The 20,694-nt window shown below is 70.1% G+C and carries 16 protein-coding genes and 1 other RNA gene; 4 read left to right on the top strand and 13 right to left on the bottom strand.

All coding sequences use genetic code 11. From position 1 onward, the window contains the following. Positions 1–748: 748 nt before the first annotated feature. The 10 genes from ssrA to ACIA8L_RS44120 all read right to left on the bottom strand — a co-directional run bounded on the left by ssrA (position 749) and on the right by ACIA8L_RS44120 (position 11,988). Positions 749–1,120, bottom strand: a transfer-messenger RNA (tmRNA) gene (ssrA, locus tag ACIA8L_RS44075). A gap of 89 nt (positions 1,121–1,209) precedes the next feature. Beyond that, the gene (locus ACIA8L_RS44080; RefSeq protein WP_395914316.1) at positions 1,210–2,577 is read right to left on the bottom strand and encodes an SRPBCC domain-containing protein; all 1,368 of its coding nucleotides are present in this window, start codon (positions 2,575–2,577) and stop codon (positions 1,210–1,212) included. Positions 2,578–2,646: 69 nt separating this feature from the next. Next, positions 2,647–3,126: an SsrA-binding protein SmpB gene (gene smpB / locus ACIA8L_RS44085; protein ID WP_395914318.1), complete on the bottom strand. Its 480-nt coding sequence runs from the start codon at positions 3,124–3,126 to the stop codon at positions 2,647–2,649. Positions 3,127–3,177: 51 nt separating this feature from the next. Continuing rightward, entirely contained in the window at positions 3,178–4,467 is a 1,290-nt protein-coding gene (locus ACIA8L_RS44090; protein ID WP_395914320.1) for a peptidoglycan DD-metalloendopeptidase family protein, read from the bottom strand. Positions 4,468–5,262: 795 nt separating this feature from the next. Next, the gene (ftsX, locus tag ACIA8L_RS44095; protein WP_395914322.1) at positions 5,263–6,138 is read right to left on the bottom strand and encodes a permease-like cell division protein FtsX; all 876 of its coding nucleotides are present in this window, start codon (positions 6,136–6,138) and stop codon (positions 5,263–5,265) included. Between the two features lie 70 nt (positions 6,139–6,208). Further along, positions 6,209–6,889 (bottom strand): cell division ATP-binding protein FtsE, encoded by a 681-nt coding sequence (ftsE, locus tag ACIA8L_RS44100; RefSeq protein ID WP_223098643.1) that lies wholly within the window; start codon positions 6,887–6,889, stop codon positions 6,209–6,211. Between the two features lie 324 nt (positions 6,890–7,213). Further along, complete coding sequence (prfB, locus tag ACIA8L_RS44105) at positions 7,214–8,332, bottom strand: peptide chain release factor 2 (RefSeq protein WP_395914324.1); 1,119 nt, start codon at positions 8,330–8,332, stop codon at positions 7,214–7,216. A 29-nt stretch (positions 8,333–8,361) separates the two neighbouring features. After that, complete coding sequence (locus ACIA8L_RS44110) at positions 8,362–8,877, bottom strand: PadR family transcriptional regulator (RefSeq protein WP_395914326.1); 516 nt, start codon at positions 8,875–8,877, stop codon at positions 8,362–8,364. Between the two features lie 107 nt (positions 8,878–8,984). Then, on the bottom strand, positions 8,985–11,075 hold the full coding sequence (locus tag ACIA8L_RS44115; RefSeq protein ID WP_395914328.1) for a protein kinase: 2,091 nt from the start codon (positions 11,073–11,075) through the stop codon (positions 8,985–8,987). 91 nt (positions 11,076–11,166) lie between these two features. Further along, positions 11,167–11,988: a tryptophan 2,3-dioxygenase gene (locus ACIA8L_RS44120; RefSeq protein WP_395914330.1), complete on the bottom strand. Its 822-nt coding sequence runs from the start codon at positions 11,986–11,988 to the stop codon at positions 11,167–11,169. A 26-nt stretch (positions 11,989–12,014) separates the two neighbouring features. Between ACIA8L_RS44120 and ACIA8L_RS44125 the strand changes: the two genes are divergently transcribed. Then, positions 12,015–13,622 carry a hypothetical protein gene (locus tag ACIA8L_RS44125; RefSeq protein ID WP_395914332.1) on the top strand — a complete coding sequence of 536 codons (1,608 nt, stop codon included), beginning with the start codon at positions 12,015–12,017 and terminating at the stop codon, positions 13,620–13,622. An 856-nt stretch (positions 13,623–14,478) separates the two neighbouring features. On the opposite strand, the gene pruA is transcribed toward ACIA8L_RS44125, so the two are convergent. Beyond that, complete coding sequence (gene pruA / locus ACIA8L_RS44130; protein ID WP_395914334.1) at positions 14,479–16,098, bottom strand: L-glutamate gamma-semialdehyde dehydrogenase; 1,620 nt, start codon at positions 16,096–16,098, stop codon at positions 14,479–14,481. A 163-nt stretch (positions 16,099–16,261) separates the two neighbouring features. On the opposite strand from pruA, the gene ACIA8L_RS44135 reads away from it, so the two are divergent. Continuing rightward, positions 16,262–17,128: a hypothetical protein gene (locus ACIA8L_RS44135; RefSeq protein ID WP_395914335.1), complete on the top strand. Its 867-nt coding sequence runs from the start codon at positions 16,262–16,264 to the stop codon at positions 17,126–17,128. Here the strand turns inward: ACIA8L_RS44135 and ACIA8L_RS44140 are convergent. Further along, positions 17,125–17,631 carry a DUF6912 family protein gene (locus tag ACIA8L_RS44140; RefSeq protein WP_395914337.1) on the bottom strand — a complete coding sequence of 169 codons (507 nt, stop codon included), beginning with the start codon at positions 17,629–17,631 and terminating at the stop codon, positions 17,125–17,127. The two genes, ACIA8L_RS44135 and ACIA8L_RS44140, sit on opposite strands and share 4 nt — an antisense overlap. A gap of 116 nt (positions 17,632–17,747) precedes the next feature. Between ACIA8L_RS44140 and ACIA8L_RS44145 the strand changes: the two genes are divergently transcribed. Beyond that, on the top strand, positions 17,748–17,984 hold the full coding sequence (locus ACIA8L_RS44145; protein WP_395914339.1) for a helix-turn-helix domain-containing protein: 237 nt from the start codon (positions 17,748–17,750) through the stop codon (positions 17,982–17,984). A gap of 737 nt (positions 17,985–18,721) precedes the next feature. Further along, positions 18,722–19,303 (top strand): Rv3235 family protein, encoded by a 582-nt coding sequence (locus ACIA8L_RS44150; RefSeq protein ID WP_395914342.1) that lies wholly within the window; start codon positions 18,722–18,724, stop codon positions 19,301–19,303. 872 nt (positions 19,304–20,175) lie between these two features. Here the strand turns inward: ACIA8L_RS44150 and ACIA8L_RS44155 are convergent. Further along, positions 20,176–20,442, bottom strand: coding sequence for a hypothetical protein (locus ACIA8L_RS44155; protein ID WP_395914343.1), 267 nt, complete (start codon positions 20,440–20,442; stop codon positions 20,176–20,178). Positions 20,443–20,694 lie beyond the last annotated feature (252 nt).

Consider the following 20,694-nt stretch of genomic DNA (forward strand, 5'->3'; position numbering starts at 1 on the left):
AACTTCGCCGTTCGAAGGATCTAGCGGTGGCCGTTCCCATTCCCCACATCACGCCCAAAGTGGGCGAGTCGTACACCACCTCAGTGGACGTGGCCGAGGCAGGTAGCCGACGACGCCACCGCCACACTTGATCGCAACAGCCGTTGGGTCGTAGACGTTCGCCGGCTCCGGCACCAGTTCCGCAATCATCTCCAACTCAGCGTCGTCCCGACCGCTCGAACGCGGCAAGAGGCTCCGGATGTGGTCGAAGTAGTGCGACTCGCCAACGACATCACGGCTAGGCCATCCGCGCTGTCCCCAAAGGCCAAATGGTTGCATCACGGCGACTTCCAAACGTCATAGCTTCAGCGGGCGCTCAAGCGCCATCGTGGATGCACGACAGTCGGACTGCCATCACACGAACGGCTTTGTCGGCCACCGAACGGTGCAGATCGACCCACCTTGACCGCTGAGGCTCCAACGATGTGCTCGGATTCGCCGCCGTTCCGGGCAGTCGGAAACGACTTCGGCGGCCACACGCATTGGCAAGACCGCTGAAGTTGATCGGGGGTGGGCTGAAGCTGGCCCTGTTAGATGCGCAGAGCTGATCACGTAGCGGAGAAGGCGGAGGGGTCCTGCTTACGCTACCGACCGGCGTCCGACGAGGCTTGATCAGGTCGTTCACGATCGGCGCCGCTCAGCCGGTCCAGCGCTCAACCGGAACAGCCGCGGCGGCCTCCCCGTGGGTAAGGCCGCCGCTGTTGATCTCCAGTGGAGGTGCCGGGAATCGAACCCGGGTCCTTCGTCGCTTTGTTAGGGCTTCTCCGAGCGCAGCTCGCTATGTCTCTCTCGGCCCTACCAATCACGCGAGCGAGTTGGTATGACGGGCCCAGCCACAATTAATCTCGCCGCGCGAGCCCCGTGACCGGGCTCGGTTGGCCAGCCTTCTAGCTGATGCCGGTTACTGGGCCGAAGGCACTCCCAGACCGACAGAGCTCAAGGTCGCTTAGGCAGCGAGCGTGAGCTCAGAGCGCTTAACATTGGCGCTTATAACTTTCCGACGACTGATTCACGAGACAACGTCGGCTTCCTCGGCTCGCTTCCCCTATCGCCACAAACAAAGTCGAAACCAGTCACCCCCTCGTAGGCCGCGGCGGCCCCTGAGGGACGGCGCGGTGGTCGTCCCACCATGGCACGACCGATCAAGCTTAACCCCTCCCCGCCCCAACTTCATCCCGGTATCGCGCTGCAGTCCCGCTGGTCGATCGTGCAGGTGAAGGGCTCGTTGCGCACGCCTAGGCCTTCGACGTCGAAGCGGACCGTGGCGGTGCCGCCCGGTTTCACGGTGCGGGTGGTGTCCAGAGGGGTGAAGGCGATGTGGCCCTCGGTGCGGGTCATCACGGCGCCGGTGACGTTGCGGACGGTCAGGTCCAGGAGGGGGAGTTGGATCTCCACGGTCCAGCCCGCCGCGGTCAGGTCGCTCGGGTTGGTGATGGTCACCGTCACCCGGTATGCGGTCAGGCTCAGATTTTCCGTCTTGAACCCGGCCACCAGCTGCGCCGGGCCCGACGGCTGCGGTACCGCCGAGGACGGTGGCACGGACGCCTGCGGGGCCCGGGAGGCGGCCGACACGATCGGCTGAGACGTGGCTCGGGTCGGGGCTATCGCCGCCCCCGGGACCGTCGCCTGCGCCGGGCCTGGGCTCTCGCCGCCGGTGCGGGGCGGGCCGGGCGGGTGCAGGGCGGTCGCCTTGCCGATCAGGATGGCGGCGAGGGCCAGCAGGAGCAGTACCGCCGCGCCGGTGGCCACCGCCTGGTTGCGGCGGTCGGCGGACCAGTCGCGGCCGCCCGTCACGCGGTGCCACACGGTGCTCAGGAAGGCGCGGAGCCGGGCCACGCGGGAGACCGGCTCCTCCATGGTCGGGGCGCTCGGAGCGGTCGGGGCCATCGGGGCGGTCGGCGCGGCGACCTTGGCCACCCCGGTGGCCCTGGCGGTCAGTACCGCGGCCGCGAAGCCGGGGACGGCCGTGGTCGGGCGGGGGCCGGCGGTCGAACGCATCCGGGAGCTCAGGCCCGGCGCCGACCGGCTGGGGCCGTTGTGCTGGCGCGGCAGCCGGTTGAACAGGCCGACATTGCGCCTCGGCGAGGCCGCCGGCGCGGGCTCCGGGTCCGCGGACGTCGGCGCGGCCGCGACGATCTTCTCCAGCGTGGCGGTCAAAGGACCTTTGAAGAGTGTGGTGTACGTCGAGAGCAGTACCCGCCGCCGCATTGTCCCTTGGGGGCCGAGAAATCCGCTCTGCGTCATCGTGAACCGGGTGCCGGACCCCCGCTCCGCCAGCGTCAGCGCGACGACCGTGTGGAGGTTGCTCGCCTCCCAGCGCATGACCAGGCGATTGGGGGCCTCGACGGTGACGATCTGGCCCTCGATCGGGTCTTCCAGGCCGGTGAGCTCGGTCGACTGGAACGTGAACGTCCCGTCCTCGCGGATCATGAAGCGGCTGGTCGGGAGCCAGTCCGTGACGAGGTGGGCCTCGGTGAACGCGCGCCACACCACGCTGGGTGGGTGCTCGAGGTCGACATCGACCCGAATCTCGGTCACGCAGGGACTATATGGCCTCAACGCATTGCTTGCATGACACCGGCGCGCTACTCACGCGCCGGAGTCGCTCTACTCGGCGATGCCCTTGCCGCGGCGGCCCGCAACGCGAGCGATCTCGCGGTCGGCGTCGCGTTTGGCCAGCGTCTGGCGCTTGTCGTACGACTTTTTACCGCGTGCGAGGGCGAGCTCGACCTTCGCCCATCCGTCGGAGAAGTAGACCGACAGCGGCACCAGAGTCAGGCCGCTCTCCCGGACCTTCGCCCCGATTCGGTCGATTTCCTGCCGCTTCAGCAGGAGTTTCCGGACCCGGCGGGGTGGGTGGTTGGTCCAGGTGCCCATCGTGTATTCGGGCACGTGCATCGCGTGCAGGTAGACCTCGCGGTCCGAGATCTGGCCGAACGCGTCGACCAGCGAGCAGCGCCCGGCCCGCAGCGACTTGACCTCGGTGCCGGTCAGCGCGATGCCGGTCTCGAACGTCTCGAGGATCTCGTAGTCGTGACGCGCCTTCCGGTTGGACGCGACCAGCTTGCGCCCTTTTTCGCGCGGCATGACTCCTCCTTCAAATCGATCGAGAGAAGCGTAGCGCGCCCGGCAAGACTTTTAACACAGGCAGCCGGGCAGCCAGGTCAGCGGCTGGGTCGGCCGGCCGTCGAGGCGGACTTCGAAGTGCAGGTGGTACCCGGTCGAGGCACCAGTCGTGCCGACCCGCCCGATCAGCTCGCCCCGGGAAACGCGCTCGCCGACGTGCACGAGAATGGCCGACTGGTGCGCATAACAGGTCGCCAGCCCCTTTCCCTGAAACAGTCCGTGCGAAATACACGTGTAGTTGCCGTTCCCGCCGGACGGCCCGGCCCGCACGACGACACCGTCCGCCGCCGCGACAATCGGCTGCCCACCGCCGGCCGCGATGTCGACACCGGCATGCAGTTGATAGACCTTGTACACCGGGTCGAACCGCATTCCGAAGTTGCTGGACTTCCAGCCATGCACCGGCATCAGGAGGAACGCTCCCGAGTTGGGACCGATTACGGTGTTGGGAACAGCATTTTTTCCGGGGGTACCCCCTGAGGCCTTCTTTTTGGCAGCACGCGCTTCGGCCTGTGCTTCCGCCCGCAGCTGTTCCGCGACCTTGTCGCTCTCGGCCTTCAACTCGTCGTATCGGGCCAGCACCGCACCGCGCTCCGAGTTGGCCGTCGCCTCCGCCTGCGCGCTCCGGTCGAGCAGCGCCTGGACGTCCGCGGCGGCCTGCTCGGCACCGGCCTGGGCGGCCTGCGACGCCTCCAGGCTGCGCTGGGCCGCGACGGCCGCGTCCTGGGCCTTGCGCAGGGCCAGCACGGCGACGTCGCTGTGCTGCTTGGCCGCCATCCGCGCGACGGTGAGCTCGTCGACGGCCGCCTGGTTCTCCTGGGCGACATGATTGAGATACTCGATGCGCAGCGCCAGGTCCGTCGGCCCGGTCGAGTCGAGCACCGAGTTGAACATCGCGAACCCGCTGCCCTTGTACGCGGCCGCCACAAACACCGACGCGTCCTGGCGGGCCCGCTCGACCTGCTGCTGCGCGGCGGCGTACCCGGCGTCGGCCACCTCCGCGGCCGCATCGGCCTCGGCCCGGTCCCGCTCAGCCTGCCGGACCGCGGCGTCGGCCGCGATCACCCGCCCTTTGGCCTCGGCCAACCCTTGCTGTGCACCGGGCAGTGCGGCCTGCGCACGATCGTGGTCGGCCGCGGCCTGCTGCGCCTTGTCGGTCGCCGCCTCCAGCGTGGCCTGGGTCTCCTGCAACTGCTTGTCGAGCCGAGCCTTGTCGTCGCCGGCGTCCGCATGCCCAGGCGTACCCGGCCCGAGCACCAACAGCAGAACCCCAACCGCGGCCATGATCCGAATTCGGTTCAAGGAAGCAACCCTCCAGTACCACTTGAGGGTTACGGTACGCAGAAAAACCCCAAAAGTCCGGAATTTCCGTTAAGTGGGCCTGTCGCCCACACCCACTCGAAAGAGCCACCCGCACGCAAGCCCCACGAGCAAAGCCCCCACGCCCACACCGCCCCGCCGCGCCCCACACCGCACCGCACCGCACCGCACGACCTCGCCGCGTCCTGCGCCGCACCGCACCACCCCCCATGTCCCGCACCGCACCACCCCACCTCCCATGTCCCGCCGACTCGCCGCACCGCGCACCGCTCTACTCGCAGCGCCCCGCTTGCATCACCTCACCGCGCCTCCCACACGCTCGCACCGCGCCCGCACCGCGCCCGCCCAGCACCGCACGCCGCCGGGCCCCTCACACCGCCTCCCCGCCCAGCACCGCACACCGCCGCGCCCCTCACACCGCCTCCCCGCCCCGCACCGCCGCATACCACCCAGCCCCGCCCCGCGCCCACATCGCGCCGCCCGCCCACCACTCGCGCAAACCGCACTGTCTCGCCGCACTGCCGCAGTCCACGTAACTCTGCGCTGCGCCGCATCGAGTCGCCGCACACCGCGCCATGCCAATCAGTCACCGAAAAGCGACACAACCGACTTATCCGCCGTCAGGGTATAAATCCGATAAGTCGTGGTGCGGAGCGCCCGACTTATCGTGCTGCACCACACGATGCGGCCGTACGGCTGCGCCAGGCGCCAGGCTTCACGAACGGCAAAGGGCGGCCCCCGCGCGAAACGGAGGCCGCCCTTTCGAAAGAGACGTGATCAGACGCGCACGTAGAACCGCAGCGTCACCCAGGCCGTCACGGCACTGACCAGGCCGCCGGCGCCGCACAGGACGGGCAGCATGACCCAGATGTTGCTCCAGTCGACGGGTAGCAGCACCGTCGTCAGAGCCTTCAGCGAGCCGTCGATAAAGAATATCTTGGCCGCTACCAGGCCGCCGAAGGCGAGGATCGCGCCGATCAGGCCGGCGAAGACCGCCTCCAGGACGAAGGGCATCTGGATGAACCAGTTCGAGGCGCCGACGAGCTTCATGACGGCGACCTCGCGCCGTTTGCTGTAGGCGGCGACCTGGATGGTGTTGGCCACGAGGAGCAAGGCGGCCACCCCCTGGACCACGGCGACCGTCAACGCCAGCGTCTGCAGGGCTCCGAGCAGGTCGAAGACCCGTTTCAGCAGCTGCTTCTGGTCGATGATGTCGCTGACGCCGTCCTGGCTGCGGAACTGGTCGCTGAACTCCTGGACCTTGTTGGGGTCCTTGAGCTTGATCCGGAACGACTCCGGCAGCGACTCCTTCTTGGTCGCGGCGACCAGGTCGGGCGCGTCCTTGAACTGCTCCTGGAAACGGTTCCAGGCGGCGTCCTTGGTCTCGTGCTCGTAGGACTTCACGAGGCCGTTGGACTTCAGCGCGCTCTCGATGTTGTTGCGCTGGTCGTCGGACACGTCGGCCTTGAGGAAGACGGACACCTCCACCCGCTGGTAGAAGAAGTCTTCCATCTTGCCGACCTGGAAGAACAGCAGCAGGCTCGCGCCGAGCATGCCCAGCGACACCGTCATGGTGATGATCATGGCGACGGTCATCGTGACGTTGCGCCAGAGCCCGGTCAGGACTTCGGACAGGACGTATCTCACGCGCATCGGGTGGGGGTTCCTTCCCAGCGGACCCAGCAGGAGGACGGGGGGCGGTGCGGACTAGGGCTGAGGATCGTCAGCCGTAGACACCGCGAGGCTGGTCCCGCACAATCCGGCCACTTTCGATCTCGACGACCCGCCGGCGCATCTGGTTCACGATGTTGGAGTCGTGGGTGACCATGACGACCGTGGTGCCGGTGCGGTTGATCCGGTCGAGCAGCCGCATGATCTCGATCGACGTGTCCGGGTCGAGGTTTCCGGTCGGCTCGTCGGCCAGCAGGATCAGCGGCCGGTTGACGAACGCGCGGGCGACGGCGACCCGCTGCTGCTCACCACCGGAGAGCTCGTGGGGGTAGCGGTGCTCCTTGCCGCCCAGGCCGACGAGCTCGAGCACCTCGGGGACGACGCGGCGGGCGACGCCCTTCGACTTGCCGATCACCTCGAGGGCGAAGGCGACGTTCTCGTAGGCGGTGCGGTTCGGCAGGAGCCGGAAGTCCTGGAACACGCAGCCGATCTGGCGCCGGAAGGCCGGGATCCGCCAGGAGCGCATCGACGTCACATCACGCTCGTTCACGACGACCTTGCCCCGGTTGGGGGTGACCTCGTGCAGCAGCAGCTTGATGATCGTGGATTTGCCGGAGCCGGAGGGACCGATGAAGAAGACGAACTCGCCCTTCTCGATGTTGACGTTCACGTCGTCGAGAGAGGGGCGGGACGCCTTCGGATACGTCTTCGTCACGTGGTCAAGCCGAATCACGGGAGGTGAGTCTACGCGTTGTGACAAGTGGGCCAAGTACACGCGGTGCGTCGTGCACGATTTGCCAGGAATGCGGACCCGAACCGGGGACGCGAAACGCAGGGCAGCGCTTGTTCCCACGCTCGAATGTGACGTAGGTCTCATCTTCGCCGCAGGAACCGCCAATCACCCACGGTGATTGACGGACTCCAAAGCGATGATCATGCCGCTAATCAAGACTTAAGCGCCCCCACAACCGAACCGAAGCCCGGCCCGAGATCCAGACCGAAGCCCGGCCCGAGACGCGACCGAAGCCCGCCCCGAGACGCGGACCGAAGTCCGGTCCTAAACGGCCGGGTCCATCTCGCGCTGCTTGCGCCACCGGATGCCGGCGTCGATGAACCCGTCCAGGTCGCCGTCGAAGACCGCGGTCGGGTTGCCGGTCTCGTGCTCGGTGCGGAGATCCTTGACCATCTGGTAGGGGTGCAGGACGTAGGAGCGCATCTGGTCGCCCCAGGAGCCGGCCACGTCGCCGCGCAGGGCGTCCATCTTCGCCGCCTCCTCGGCCCGCTTCACCGCCAGCAGCTTCGCCTTGAGCACGCCCATGGCGGTCGCCTTGTTCTGGATCTGGGAGCGCTCGTTCTGGCACGAGACCACGATGCCGGTCGGGATGTGGGTGAGCCGCACCGCCGAGTCGGTGGTGTTGACGCCCTGGCCGCCGGGGCCGCTGGAGCGGTACACATCCACGCGCAGTTCATCGTCCGGGATCTCGACCTCGTCGGTCGTCTCGACCACCGGCACGACCTCCAGGGCCGCGAACGACGTCTGGCGGCGGCCCTGGTTGTCGAACGGGCTGATCCGCACCAGCCGGTGGGTGCCCGACTCGACGGAGAGCGTGCCGTAGGCATAGGGGGCCTTCACCGCGAACGTCGCCGACTTGATGCCGGCCTCCTCCGCGTAGGAGGTGTCGTAGACGTCGGTGGTGTAGCCGTGCCGCTCGGCCCAGCGCAGATACATCCGCAGGAGCATGTCGGCGAAGTCGGCCGCGTCGACCCCGCCGGCGCCGGCCCGGATCGTCACGAGCGCCTCGCGGGCGTCGTACTCCCCGGACAGCAGCGTGCGGACCTCGAGCTCCTCGATCGACTTCGACAGCCCGACGATCTCGGCGCCGACCTCGCCCAGCGAGCCGGCGTCGCCCTCGTCCTGCGCGAGCTCGAGCAGCACCTGAGCGTCGTCGATCCGGGACCGGAGCCGCTCCAGCTTGTTGATCTCGCCCTGGACGTAGGACAGGCGCGACGTCACCTTCTGCGCGGCGACCGTGTCGTCCCACAGGTTGGGCGCCGATGCCTGCTCTTCGAGCTCCGCCTTCTCCTTGCGCAAGCGGTTGAGGTCGAGCACCGCCTCGATGTTGCGCAGCGTGCCGTCGAGGCTCTTGAGGGATTCGGCGTGGTCGAGAGCAGTCACGCACCAAGGGTACGCCGCTTCCCCTCCGGCTATTTGCCCGGCGCGCTCTTGAGCCAGGTGAGTGCCGCCTTGTGATAACCGACGGCGAACTCCAGCGAGGCCGAGAAGAAGTCGTCACCCGACTTCTTGGCTTCTTTGGCCATTTCCCGCGCCTCGGTCAGTGCCGCATTGTGGAATTCGGCGGCCTGGGCATAGACGTCCTGCAGTTGCGCGGCCGACTGCTGCGCCCCGAACGCGACCCGCAATGCGACGGGATTGCGCAATGCCTCCCGCCCGGCCGGCTCGGCGAGCCAGCGCGCGAAGGCGCGCTTTCCGGCCGGCGTGATCGCATAGGGCTGGCTGGATCGGGCGCCCGGCTTGCCGAGCTTGACGTATCCGGAATCGGCCAGGGCCGGCAGCTCGCGGTAGACCTGGCTGCGCGTCATCGACCAGTAAGGACCCAGCCGACGTTGGGCGGCCGCCATCAGCTGGCCACCCGTCATCGGCCCCTCGTGCAGCAGGCCCAGCAGGGCCGCCGCGGTCGCGTTGACTCCAGAATCCGCCATGACCCCACGCTGCCATCTTTCGACTGCGCAGTCCAGCATTTCGGCAAATCCACTGTGAACTGTCGCGCTGCGACTGTCTAGTTAGGACAGCCGTACGGTGATCGCCATTACTGTTTGAATGTCGGGAACGCCGGCATCGAGGGCATCGAAGGGAACGACGGCATCGGGTCGCCGATCCCCGGCAGCCCCGTCTTGGTCGGTGTCGGGACGGTCGTGGTCGGCTTCTTGGTCGGCGGCTTCTGCTCGCCGCCCGCGCCCGGATCAACGGTTTCCGTCGCCGGCGGGGTCTCCCCCGGCGTGGCGCTCACCGCGGGCGCGGCGCCGGCCGAGCCGGACGGGGCCGGTGCCGTCGTCGCGACGCCCTGCTTGTCACCCGTTTTGTCGGTCTTCGGGGCCCCGCCGGTCAGCAGCAGCGCGCCGACCGCCACGATCGCGATCAACAACAGGCCACCGCCGATCGCGGCAAGGACCCGGCGCTGCTGTTTCCGGCCCCCGTCCGACGCCGGCCGGGAGTCCCCCTCGCCGAACTCTTCGAACAGGCGATCGGCAGTCTCTTCAGGCGTCGCCGCCATTGGTCGGATAGGCATTTCGGGGGTACTGGGAGCAGGCTGCATGAATGCGTTGATAATGGCGGTCGGCGGCTCCGGGAGCGACACGACTTCAGTGGACGGCTCCTCGACCGGCGCCACCTCGGCTGGCGCCACCTCGGCCCGCAACCCCGTCGGCGGCTCGTCCGGCGACGCGGCCCGCTGCGGCGGGATGACCATCTCCCCCACCGGCGCGGCGTCACCCCAGAGCGGCACACCGGCGGCCACAGCCCCGGACGGCGTCTCGGGCGCGGCGGCCTCCGCAAGCGCAGCAGGCTCCACCCCCGCGGCAGCCTCCACGACGGCGGTGACCTCGTCGGAGGCGCCCGGAGCAGGGTCAGTGGCCACAGGGCCACCAGCATCGGCATCGGCAGCACGAGCCGGAGCCACGACGGCCGGCGAGGGAGCGGTGACCTCCTCAGCAGCGGCCGCGGCGGAGTCGGTGGCCACAGGGCCCTCAGCTGAGAAAGCCGAGACCGCCGAGAAAGCCGAGGCGGCCGAAGCGGCCGCCGCTGAAGGCGCGGCGACGACCTCGGTGTCCGGCTCGCTTGTTGGGGTTGGTGCGGCCTCAGGCAGTACCCCCGCCGCAATAATCTCGGTCGGAACCTCAGCGGAAGGCTCACCGATCGGCACCGCCATCATCAATGCCGCGGAAGCGGCGGCCGGCGACGTCGGCGCGGTCGGCAGGGGCACCCAGTCGACGCGGCGGACCGGCGCCTGCATCGGCGCGGTCAGCTCGGCCGAACGCTGCCAGAACGTGACGGCCTCGGCCGGCAGCCGGGGCAGCGGCTCGAACCCGTCCAGCGCACCCTCGGCCGCGCGCAGCCGCCCCACGATCGAGGCCGCCGTGGGCCGCATCCGCGGGTCGATCTCCATGCAGACCTCGATCACCGGCCAGAGTGCGGCCGGCATCCCGGGCGGAGGCACGGGCACGCAGTCGGCGTGGCGGCGCAGGACCTCGTTCGGCGCCCCTCCACGATACGGGCTGCGGCCGCAGATCAGCTCGAAGAGGACTACGCCCAGGGCGTACACGTCGGCCGCCGGGCTCGGGGTGCCACCGGCGACGACCTCGGGCGCCACGTACTCGGGCGTGGCGTGGGTCGGGCCGGCCGGGCGGTCCAGTCGGCGCGCGACCCCGAAGTCGGCCAGGCGCACCGGCCCGCCGTCGGTGGGGACGAGCACGTTGCCGGGCTTCACGTCGCCGTGGACGATGTTGTTCGCGTGAACGTACGCGAGCGCGTCGGCGACCTGGGCCACCACCTCGGCCGCGACGGCGGGCGGCAGCGGCCCCTCGGCGCGCAGCCGGCGGCGCAGGTCCGGCCCGGTGACCAGCTCCATGGCGATCGCCATGATGCCCTTCTCGGTGACGAGGTTCTTCACCCGGATGACGGACGGGTGCTCGAGCGCGGCCAGCAGCTCGGCCTCGCCGAGGAAACCGTCCTTGAGCTCGGGCACCTCGGCCGCCTCGGGCCGCAGCACCTTGACCGCGACCCATTCACCGGCCCGAGAGTCGTACGCGCGCCAGACCGCGCCGATCGCGCCCCGAGCCACCTCCGACTCGAGCCGGTAGCGGCCCCCCAGCATCGTCTTTGCGCTCGTCACCGTCTTCATTGCGAGTCCCTCCCCTTACCCTGAGACGCTAGGCGAGGGCGCTTGATCGACGAGTCGCCGTCCCGGCGGATGGCACAAAGACGGGAGTCTGTTAAAGGCCGCTGCGCAGCTCCCAGAGCTCAGGGTAGAACCGCAGCTCAACCCGGGAGCGCAGGTAGGCCCCGCCGGCGCTGCCGCCCGTGCCGGCCTTCGTCCCGATCTGCCGTTCGGCCATGAGCACGTGCCGGGCCCGCCACAGCGACCAGGCCTGATCGTGGTCGACCATGGCCTCGGCCAGATCCCAGAGCGGGCCATACCGCTCCCGGTCCCGCGAGATCGTCACCAGCGACGCGAACCGCTCCTCGGCGTCGGCCACCGCGAACCCGTGCTTGTCCAGCATGGCCAGGAACGCCTCCCACACGCTGGGCTCGGCCAGCCGCCGCTCCAGCCGGGCCCGTTCAAGATCGGTGAGGCCGCGGAACCGCTTGAGGTACGTCGGGTCTTTCAGCCCGGAGAGGAACTCGATCTCCCGGAACTGCCCCGACTGAAACCCCGACGCCGGCGACAACTTGCTACGGAACCGCAGGAAGTCCTGCGGGGTCATGGTGTCGATGACATCGACCTGGCCCACGAGCACCCGCTGGATCGCCAGGCACCGCTCCAGCCGGACCCGGGGAAGATAGGTCTCCCCGCCGAGCAGCCGGTCCCGCGCGTCGGTGAGCTCGTGGAGGATCAGCTTGAACCACAGCTCGTACACCTGGTGGATCGTGATGAACAGCAGCTCGTCGTGCGCGGGCGGGCTGGACTCCGGCACCTGCGCCTCGAGCAGCCCCGACAGCCGCAGATAGTCACCGTAGGTAAGCTGCCCGCCCTGCTCCCCGAAATGCGCGTCAGTCCAGTTGCCGGCGGCGCTGCCAGCAGATTCGTTGGTCACCGGCCCACGCTATAAGGTCACGTGTCGTGACGAGAGGCGCACTGGTCCGCTGGCTGCAGGGTCTCGAAGGACGCGAGCTGGGCGAGGTCCTCCGCCGCCGCCCGGACGCGCTGGTCACCCCGTCTCCCGGTGATCTCACGCAGCTGGCGGCCCGGCTTTCCACGCGTACCGCCATCGCCGAGGTCCTCAACACCCTCCCCCTGCCGGCCCTGCAGGTGATCGAGACCCTGGCCCGCCTGGGTGAGCCCCCGTTCCGGTTGGCGGATCTGGCCGCCGCCCTGCACCGCACCCCCGACGACGCCGAACTGGAGGCCACGCTGCGCGTCCTGAGCCAGCGCGCCCTCGTCTGGCCCGACGGCGATGATCTCTGGACCACCCCCGCCCTGCTCCTGGAGACCTCCGAGTCCCTCGACGAGCCGTTCGAACCGGTCCCGCCCGCTCCCGCTCTGATCCCCGCCGACCGCGCCGCGATCCGGACGGCGGCCGGAGAGTCCGCTGCTGACCTGCTGGAATACGCAGCATTGGTACTGTCTGAGGCCCCCTTCTCGCGCCAGCGCAACGGCGGCGTGGCGACCCGCGAACACGCCCGGCTGGCGGCGGCGCTCGACCTCGACGAGCCCTTGGTCGCCCATTTCGCCGATGTTGTACTGCATGCCGGTCTCCTGGCCCCGAACGGCACCCAACTCGAGGCGACAACCGCCGCGACCGACTGGTCCGCCGCCCCGCCCGCCGAACGCCTGGCCCGCCTGCTGTCCGCCTGGTGGTCCGGCGCGTGGCTGCGCCGAGTCGTGATCCAGGTCCTGCACGACCTGCCGCCGGACACCGCCGTACGCAGCACCGACACCTTGGCACCCCTGGTCCGCTGGACCGCTCCCCGCCCGTCCCGCGAGGTGGACCTGCCGGAGCTCGTCAGCGGCATCGTGGCCGAGGCGACGCTACTGGGCGTCTGCGTGATGACGGAGCCGGACACGTTCGCGATCAGCCCGCTGGGCCGAGCCTTGGCCGACGCCCGCCCGATCGCCGAGGTCGCGGCCCGCCTCCTACCCGAACCACCTTTACCGCACCCCCTGAAGGTCCGCACCGCCCTGAGCGTGATCATCAGCGAGGACTCGGCGCTGCTGGACGAGGTGGTGACCGCCCTGCACCTGACCCGGGTAGCCCCAACGGTGGCGATCTCATCGGAAGACAGAGCCGAAACGCTTACCGCTCTACGAACCGCCGGCTTCCGCCCCGACCACACCCTGGCCGCCCCGAAGATCACCGTGCACCAGCCTCCATCCCCGCCGCTTCCCACCACCCCGACCCGCCCACCCCGCCGGAAGCCGACGGTGGACCCGGTGGACCTGGCCCAACGCCTGACCGTCCCGATGCAGCGCAACGCCACCCCGCTGGAACAGATCCGCCACCGAGCCCCCCAACTCCGCCCCGAACAAGCCCAACTCCTGGCCGACGCGGTGGAACACGGCACCCCGATCTGGATCCGCTACGTGGACGCCAACGGCCGAGCCTCCGAGCGCGTAATCGAAAACGCCGAACTCTCCGGCACCGTCATTGAGGCCTGGTGCCGCCTACGCCGAGACGACCGAGCCTTCACCCTGGACAAAATCGTCGCCGTAGCCCGCCCCCGCCACTGACCTTCACCACCCCACCACCCTCCGCCGATGATCGCGCTAAAACGCTGACTGTTTGCCATGCCGGAAGGCCGATGGGCCCTCAGAGTTCCCCTGTCCTGCATGACGAGGCCAACGGGCCGAGGCGAGGCGGGGCGGGGCGAGGCGAGCCGAGCCGAGCCGGGCCGAGCCGAGCCGGGCCGGGCCGAGGCGAGCCGGGCCGGGCCGAGGCGGGCCGAGGCGGGCCGAGCCGAGCCGGGCCGAGCCGAGCCGGGCCGGGCCGAGCCGAGGCGGGCCGAGCCGAGCCGGGCCGAGGCGGGCCGAGCCGAGGCGAGCCGGGCCGAGGCGGGCCGAGCCGAGGCGAGCCAAGACGGGCCGAGGCGAGCCAAGACGGGCCGAGGCGAGCCAAGACGGGCCGAGGCGAGCCAAGACGGGCCGAGGCGGGGCGGGGCGGGGCCGAGGCGAGGCGGGGCGAGACGGGCCGAAGCGCGCATGACGACATGCCGGGTGAGTCGGCGCTGCCGATGAGTCGCCGCAGTCAGCCCGCCATCGAACCGTTCACCGTGCTCAGGCCGGACGGCGCACCGTGCCGCAGCCGCCTCGACCTCAACTGACGGTGCGGTGCGGTCAGACCCTGCCCCGCACCGATCCCGCCGGCGCCACCGAAGACCTCCCTCGACCACCGCCCAGCGCAAATCCGCATGCCCGATCATCTCCACCAACTGCTCCGCCATTCCGAAGCAATCGCCTCGTGGCGCACCAGGGCAGCCGCCATCACCGCGCCACGCGGGAGGCCGACGAGCCCAGAACTCATCAACCCACCCACAGGCGCGGCGAACAGCGAACCGCGACTGACAGCCAGCGAACGGCGAACGGCCGGTCAGCCCATGTGCGGATAGCGATGATCGGTCGGCGGGACGAAGGTCTCCTTGATCGTGCGGGGTGAGGTCCAGCGCAGCAGGTTGTGCCACGAGCCGGCCTTGTCGTTGGTGCCGGAGGCGCGGCCGCCGCCGAATGGCTGCTGGCCCACCACGGCGCCGGTCGGCTTGTCGTTGATGTAGAAGTTGCCGGCCGCGAACCGCAGGGCGTGCGCGGCCCGGTCGACGGCCTGGCGGTCGGTGGCGAAGATGGAGCCGGTCAGCGCGTAGGGCGCGGCCGACTCGGCCTGGGCCACGACCGCGTCGAACTGCTCGTCGGGGAAGACGTGGACGGCCAGGATCGGGCCGAAGTACTCCGTCGTGAACACCTCGTGCGTGGGGTCGGTGCACTCGACGACCGTCGGGCGCACGAAGAAGCCGTCGGCGTCGTCGGCAATACCACCGGCGACAACCGTGCACGCGGACGAGTTCTTGATCCGGTCCAGCGCCGCGGCCAGCCGGTCGAAGGCCCGCCGGTCGATGACCGCGCCGCCGAAGTTGGTGAAGTCGGTGACGTCGCCATAGGTGAGCGACTCGGTCGTCGCCACCAGGTCGTCCTTGATCCGGGACCAGAGGCTGGCCGGGATGTAGGCGCGGGAGGCGGCCGAGCACTTCTGGCCCTGGAACTCGAACGCGCCCCGCACCATCGCCGTGATCAGTGGCGCCGGGTCGGCCGACGGGTGGGCGATGATGAAGTCCTTGCCACCGGTCTCGCCGACGACGCGCGGGTAGGAGCGGTACACGTTCTCGGCGACCGTGCGGTTGAGGGTCCGGAACACCGCGGTCGAGCCGGTGAAGTGGATGCCGGCCAGGTCCGGGTCGGCCAGGGCCACCTCGGACGTCGCCAGCCCGTCGCCGGTAACCAGATTGATCACGCCGGGCGGCAGGCCCGCGGCCTCGAACAGGCGCATCGTGAAGTGCGCGGACAACTGCTGGGTGGGCGACGGCTTCCAGAGCACCGTGTTGCCCATGAGTGCGGGCGCGGAGGGCAGGTTGCCGGCGATCGCGGTGAAGTTGAAGGGCGTGATCGCGTAGACGAACCCCTCCAGCGGTCGGTGGTCGAAGCGGTTCCACACACCGGCCGAGGATCGGGGCTGATCGGCGAGGATCCGCTGCCCGAAGTACACGTTGAAGCGCAGGAAATCAATCAACTCGCACGCGGAGTCGATCTCGGCCTGGATCGCGGTCTTGGACTGGCCGAGCATCGTCGCGGCGTTGAGCGTGTCCCGCCAGGGGCCGCTGAGCAGGTCGGCCGCGCGCAGGAACACGGCGGCCCGCTCGGCGTAGGGCAGGTCCCGCCAGGCCGGCGCGGCCCGTTTGGCGGCGGCGACGGCCCGGGCGGCGTCGTCGGTGGTCGCGTTATGGGTCACGCCCAGCACGTGGCTGTGCCGGTGTGGCTGCACGACGTCGATCGGCTCGCCCGCGGCCATCCGCTGCTCGCCGTCGATGGTCATCGTGAGCTCGTGCCGCTCGGCCGCGAGCTCGCCGAGGCGGCGCTCCAGCCCGGCCCGCTCCGAGGTGTCAGGGGCGTATCCGCGCACCGGCTCGTTTCCGGGCTCGGGCACGGTGAACAAGGCATCCATGAGGGTCTCCCACGTCGTCTCGGCAGCGTTGGCGAGGTTTTCACCATCCTCCCACGGCCCGGCGGGGTGCTCGAAAATCGCTCACAGAACGTGGTTTTCGACTACTGAGCGTCATTGAGGCGGGTGAACGGGCGGTCCGGCGCCTCGCGTACGCTGCATGCTCGTGGGGTCCAAGCGTGCTGAACTGGCCGAGCCGGCCATCGCTGCGTGGCGCCCGGCGCGTGCGGTGTTCGTGGCCGCGTTCGCGCTGGTGCTGCTCTTCCTGACGCTGTTCTCGGCGTATGGGCACGTGCCCGGGGCCGCGGTCGCCGCGCTCGTGCTGCCGGCCGTGCTGACCCCGACCCTGATCGCCGGTGCGGCCGTCGGCGTGCTGGCGGTGGGCCGGTTCGCGGCCGAGGCGAGCACACGCGGTCGGCTCACGTACGGCGCGCTCGGCGGCCTGCCGGTCGGGCTGCTCGCGATGGGCGGGATGCTGCTGGCGTACCACTCCGGCCCGTCCGTCGCCTATGTCGCCGTCACGGTGGCCGTGGCCGGGGTACTGGGCGGACTCACCGCCGCAGGAAGCCCGGTGAGTGCGATCGCCGCCGGTGCCGCCGCGGGGGTACTGGCTTCCGCGATCGGGCTCCTCGTCGCCTACTTCCAGAATGATCTCGTCGACTTCTTCGGCAACCAGGAGACGGTCGGCAGCATGGCCGACGCGTCCTATCGGCTCCAGCTGACGGCGTCGATCGTCAGCGGCATCGCCGGCGGGGCCATGGCGTTCGGATACCTGCGGCGCACCGGCCTCGCGTTGCCTTGGCCGTCATACCCGCTCGCCGGCGCCATCCCCGGCCTGTTCACGCTCGGCGCCGCGCTGGTCGGGTGGCTCGGAGGACTGCCGCTGTCCAACGCGGTCGCGAAGGAGAGCGAGTTTGACGCCGCCATCATCGCCAACCGCCTCCCGGAGCAGGTCAACCACGGCCTGATCCTGCTGTTCGCGGGCGCGTTCGTGGCGATGATCCTCGTCGGCCGTACCATCAAACGCTCTTAACCCACCAGTTGATCGAGCTCTGAGGGGTCGTACCACTCCAGCTCATGATCTTCGGCGCCGTCCACGGTGAACTGCGCGTCCGGGTTGCCGGCCTCGGCCGCCTCCACCACATCCGCCGCCGCCGACACGTCGCCCTCGGCGTCATGGCCGTCGACGTGGATCGCCGCCACCGTGCGCAGCGCGATCCGGCCGGAGACCTCGACCAGGCTGGAGCCGAGATCGAGCCCGTGCATCTTCACCTGCGACCCGGGCAGGTCGGCGGAGAGCACGACCCGGCGGCGCGGCGTCTTCGCGTCGTTGCGCAACAGGCGGAGGGCACCCTGCGCGGCGCGGGTGAACGCCACGTACTCCAACTCCTCCTCGTCACCCTCGGCGTACCACTCCCGCAGCGACGGCGTGACGGCGTGCGCCTCCGTCGGCGGCGGCAGCTCACCGCTCTCCCGCAGCACGGCGAGCTGAGCGAGCGTCGCGGGCAGATACACACGCGTGAGGTCCGTCGTCACGCTCCTGTCCTACACCCTGGCCCGGGTTTCGACACGCATGTCGGGCGTGTCGGATCGCCGCATCTCATCGGACCCGCTCGTAAGCAGTGGGAAGCGAACGATGGCAAACTGGGCCGATGGAGCCGCGATTCCTGCTCATGGCCGATGTCGCCGAGCAGTTGAACGTGTCGGCCTCGCAGGTGTACCACATGGTGCGCAGCGGCGAGCTGCCGGCGATCAAGGTCGGCGGGCGCGGCCAGTGGCGGATCGAACGCAGCAAGCTCGAGGAATACATCGAGCGCAAGTACGCGGAAACCGCCGAGTGGGTCCGCACCAATCCCCTGGTCGAGAGGGACGACACCGACCTGGGTTGACCAGGCCTTTTTTGGTTTGGTGGGTACTGTCCACAAGCCGCGCTTCCCCACGCCCTTCAGCACCGGTGAGCCCCCTCCCCGAACCGGACATTTCGGTTACGGGCCAGCGGCCTGCGGAAAAGCGCTAACCCCGCCAAACCCCCTCGAACACCCTCACAAGCCGCCGCCCCCTCATTGACTGCCGTCGGACTTGCTCGATACAACTGACGCCGGAAGCAAACGAAAGCAAACGCAAGCATCGGGGGGCTCCCATGACGGCGATCACCGAGCAGAGACCGCGCCGCGGGATCCGCGGCAGCCGGCAGCAAGCGAACGGCTCCGATCGCGGCCGCACCGGCGGCGCGAGCGGCGACCACAGCGGCGACAGCACCGGGTCCGCCCCGGCCAGCTCGACCAGCCGCGGCGACTCAACCCGCACCGGCGGCGCCTCAATCCGCGGCGGCGGCCCTGTCCGCGGCGATGGTGGTGGCGTCCCGGCCCGCGGCGGCGGCGAAGGCCCGGCCCGCGGCGGCGGAGGTGGCCCGGTCCGGACACGTGCAGCCGAGCGGGACGACGGGGCAGTTCGCAGCGCAGCGGTCCGGGGTGGCGGGGCGGTTCAAGAGATCGGGGCAGTTCCCGAACTCAGTTCGGTTCACGGTCCCGCCTCGGGCCGGGTCTCCGGCACCAGGGCACGCAACCGCCCCACGCTGGCCGTGCCACCCCAGATACGCCCGGCTCCCGTCGCGCCGGTTCCGGGCGTGATCCCGCGAAAGCCGGCCGTCATCCTGCGCATGCCACCCCCGCTGGACCCGCCGCCGGAAGACGACCCACCCGACCCGACGAGCTGGCTGGCCCCGGTCAAGCCCGCCCCCGAGATGGACCCGCTCCCCTTGGAGTGGCCGGGCCTACCGAACCCGCTCCGCCGCCCCGAGCCCGAGCCCGAGCCGATCCAACCAGCTCCGACCCGGCGCCCGCCGCACTCCGACTCCTACCGGGCCGCCAAGAGCTTCGCGAAGATGGCCGTCGAGATCCTCAACGGCTACCGCGCGCCGAGCCAGCTCCGCCCGCTGGCCCACCCGCACCACTTCAACGACATCAGCGACCAGGTCCTGCGCCGCACCGTCCGCCTGCGGATGGCCGCCGGCCGCGCCGCCAGCAAGGGCACCCTGGTCCGAATCCGACGCCTGCTCGTCAACGAGCCCCTGGACGGCATAGCCGAAGGCGTGGTGGTCCTGGAACACGGCGAATCCACGTGGGCCATGGCGCTGCGCTTCGAACGCGAGAACCGTCCCCACTACGGCGTACTGGGCTGGGTCTGCACCCTCGTCCAAGTCCTCTGAGCCACTGCACCCGCTACGGCGAGCGCTGCACGCCGTCCCGGCACGGGGCGGGACGGCCCAGCCTCGCCCACGCGCCCGCCGCTCGCGTTCGGGAGGGACAAACACGAGCGGCGGTTCCTGGAGGGGCCGGTCACCCCGGAATCGGTGGGCCGGAACAGTGACCCCTCCCCTCCAAGGCGGCCATCGCGCCCCTTCGTGCCAGGGCGCGATGGCCGCCACCCACCACACGTTCCCCCGGTGTGCTCGGTAGCTGACCGAAGCGGCGGGTGCACTGGGCTCCACCCACCACGAAGACGCGGCCGCCGCGCGCTGAAAGGGCCCAGCCCGCGGCGGCCGCCCAACCCAGCATCGTCCCGTCCCCACCCAACGACACCACGAGGGACGCCCGCCCGACCAGCTCATCGACGGACCACCCAGCCGAGCACATCACCCACCACCAGAAGCGCGGCCGCCGCGGGCTGAATCTGGCCGGCCCGCGGCGACCGCCCCGACCAGACCAGACCAGCCACAAGCGCAAGCACAACCACCCACCACAAGGACGCGGCCGCCGCGGGCGTAACCGGCCACCCCGCGGCGGCCGCCTCAGAAAGCCACCAAGCACATGGTCAAGCACCAAGCACCAAGCACCAAGCACCAAGACGACACGAAGCAAGAAGACAAGCACAACTGAACAAGCCCACCGCAACAGCGCGGCCGTCGCACTCCCCCAAGAGCCTGTGCGGCGGCCGCCCCACATCCAGCCCACCCCCGACCCGCTCCTCACCCCACACATCACCGCGCCGCTAGCCACCACCGCACCGCCCGCCACCACCACCGCACCGCCCGCCACCACGGCGCTAACCACGACCACCGCACCACCTGCCACCACGCCGCTAACCACCACCACCGCGCCGCCCGCACCGCACCGCCCGCACCGCACCGCCGGCACCGCGCCGCACCGCGCCGCCCGCCACCACCACCGCGCCGCCCGCCACCACCACCGCGCCGCCCGCCACCACCACCGCGGCGCCCGCCGCCACGCCGGCAACCACCACCACCGCGCCGCCCGCCACCACCACCGCAGCGCCCGCCGCCACGCCGGCAACCACCACCACCCGCCACCACGCGCTAACCACCGCCACCGCACCACCCGCCACCACGCGCTAACCACCACCACCGCGCTGCCCCCGCCACCACCGCACAGCCCGCCTTCGGCCTCGGCGGCGCTGCACGGCACAGGTGCAGTTGCCATCGCTCGAGTCAGGCAAGCGCGCAACCACTCGGATCCAGCTCAGGCATCAAGTCGAAGCGGCCTCACACCAAGCCCATATGGCGTGGACGACGTGAGCGGCGAGCGGATCGGCAGAGGGCAAATCGGCGGTGCGTGCCCAAACGAAAGCGGACGTCCGCCG

It is taken from the genome of Dactylosporangium sp. NPDC051541, from assembly GCF_044454505.1.
GTDB lineage: Bacteria > Actinomycetota > Actinomycetes > Mycobacteriales > Micromonosporaceae > Dactylosporangium.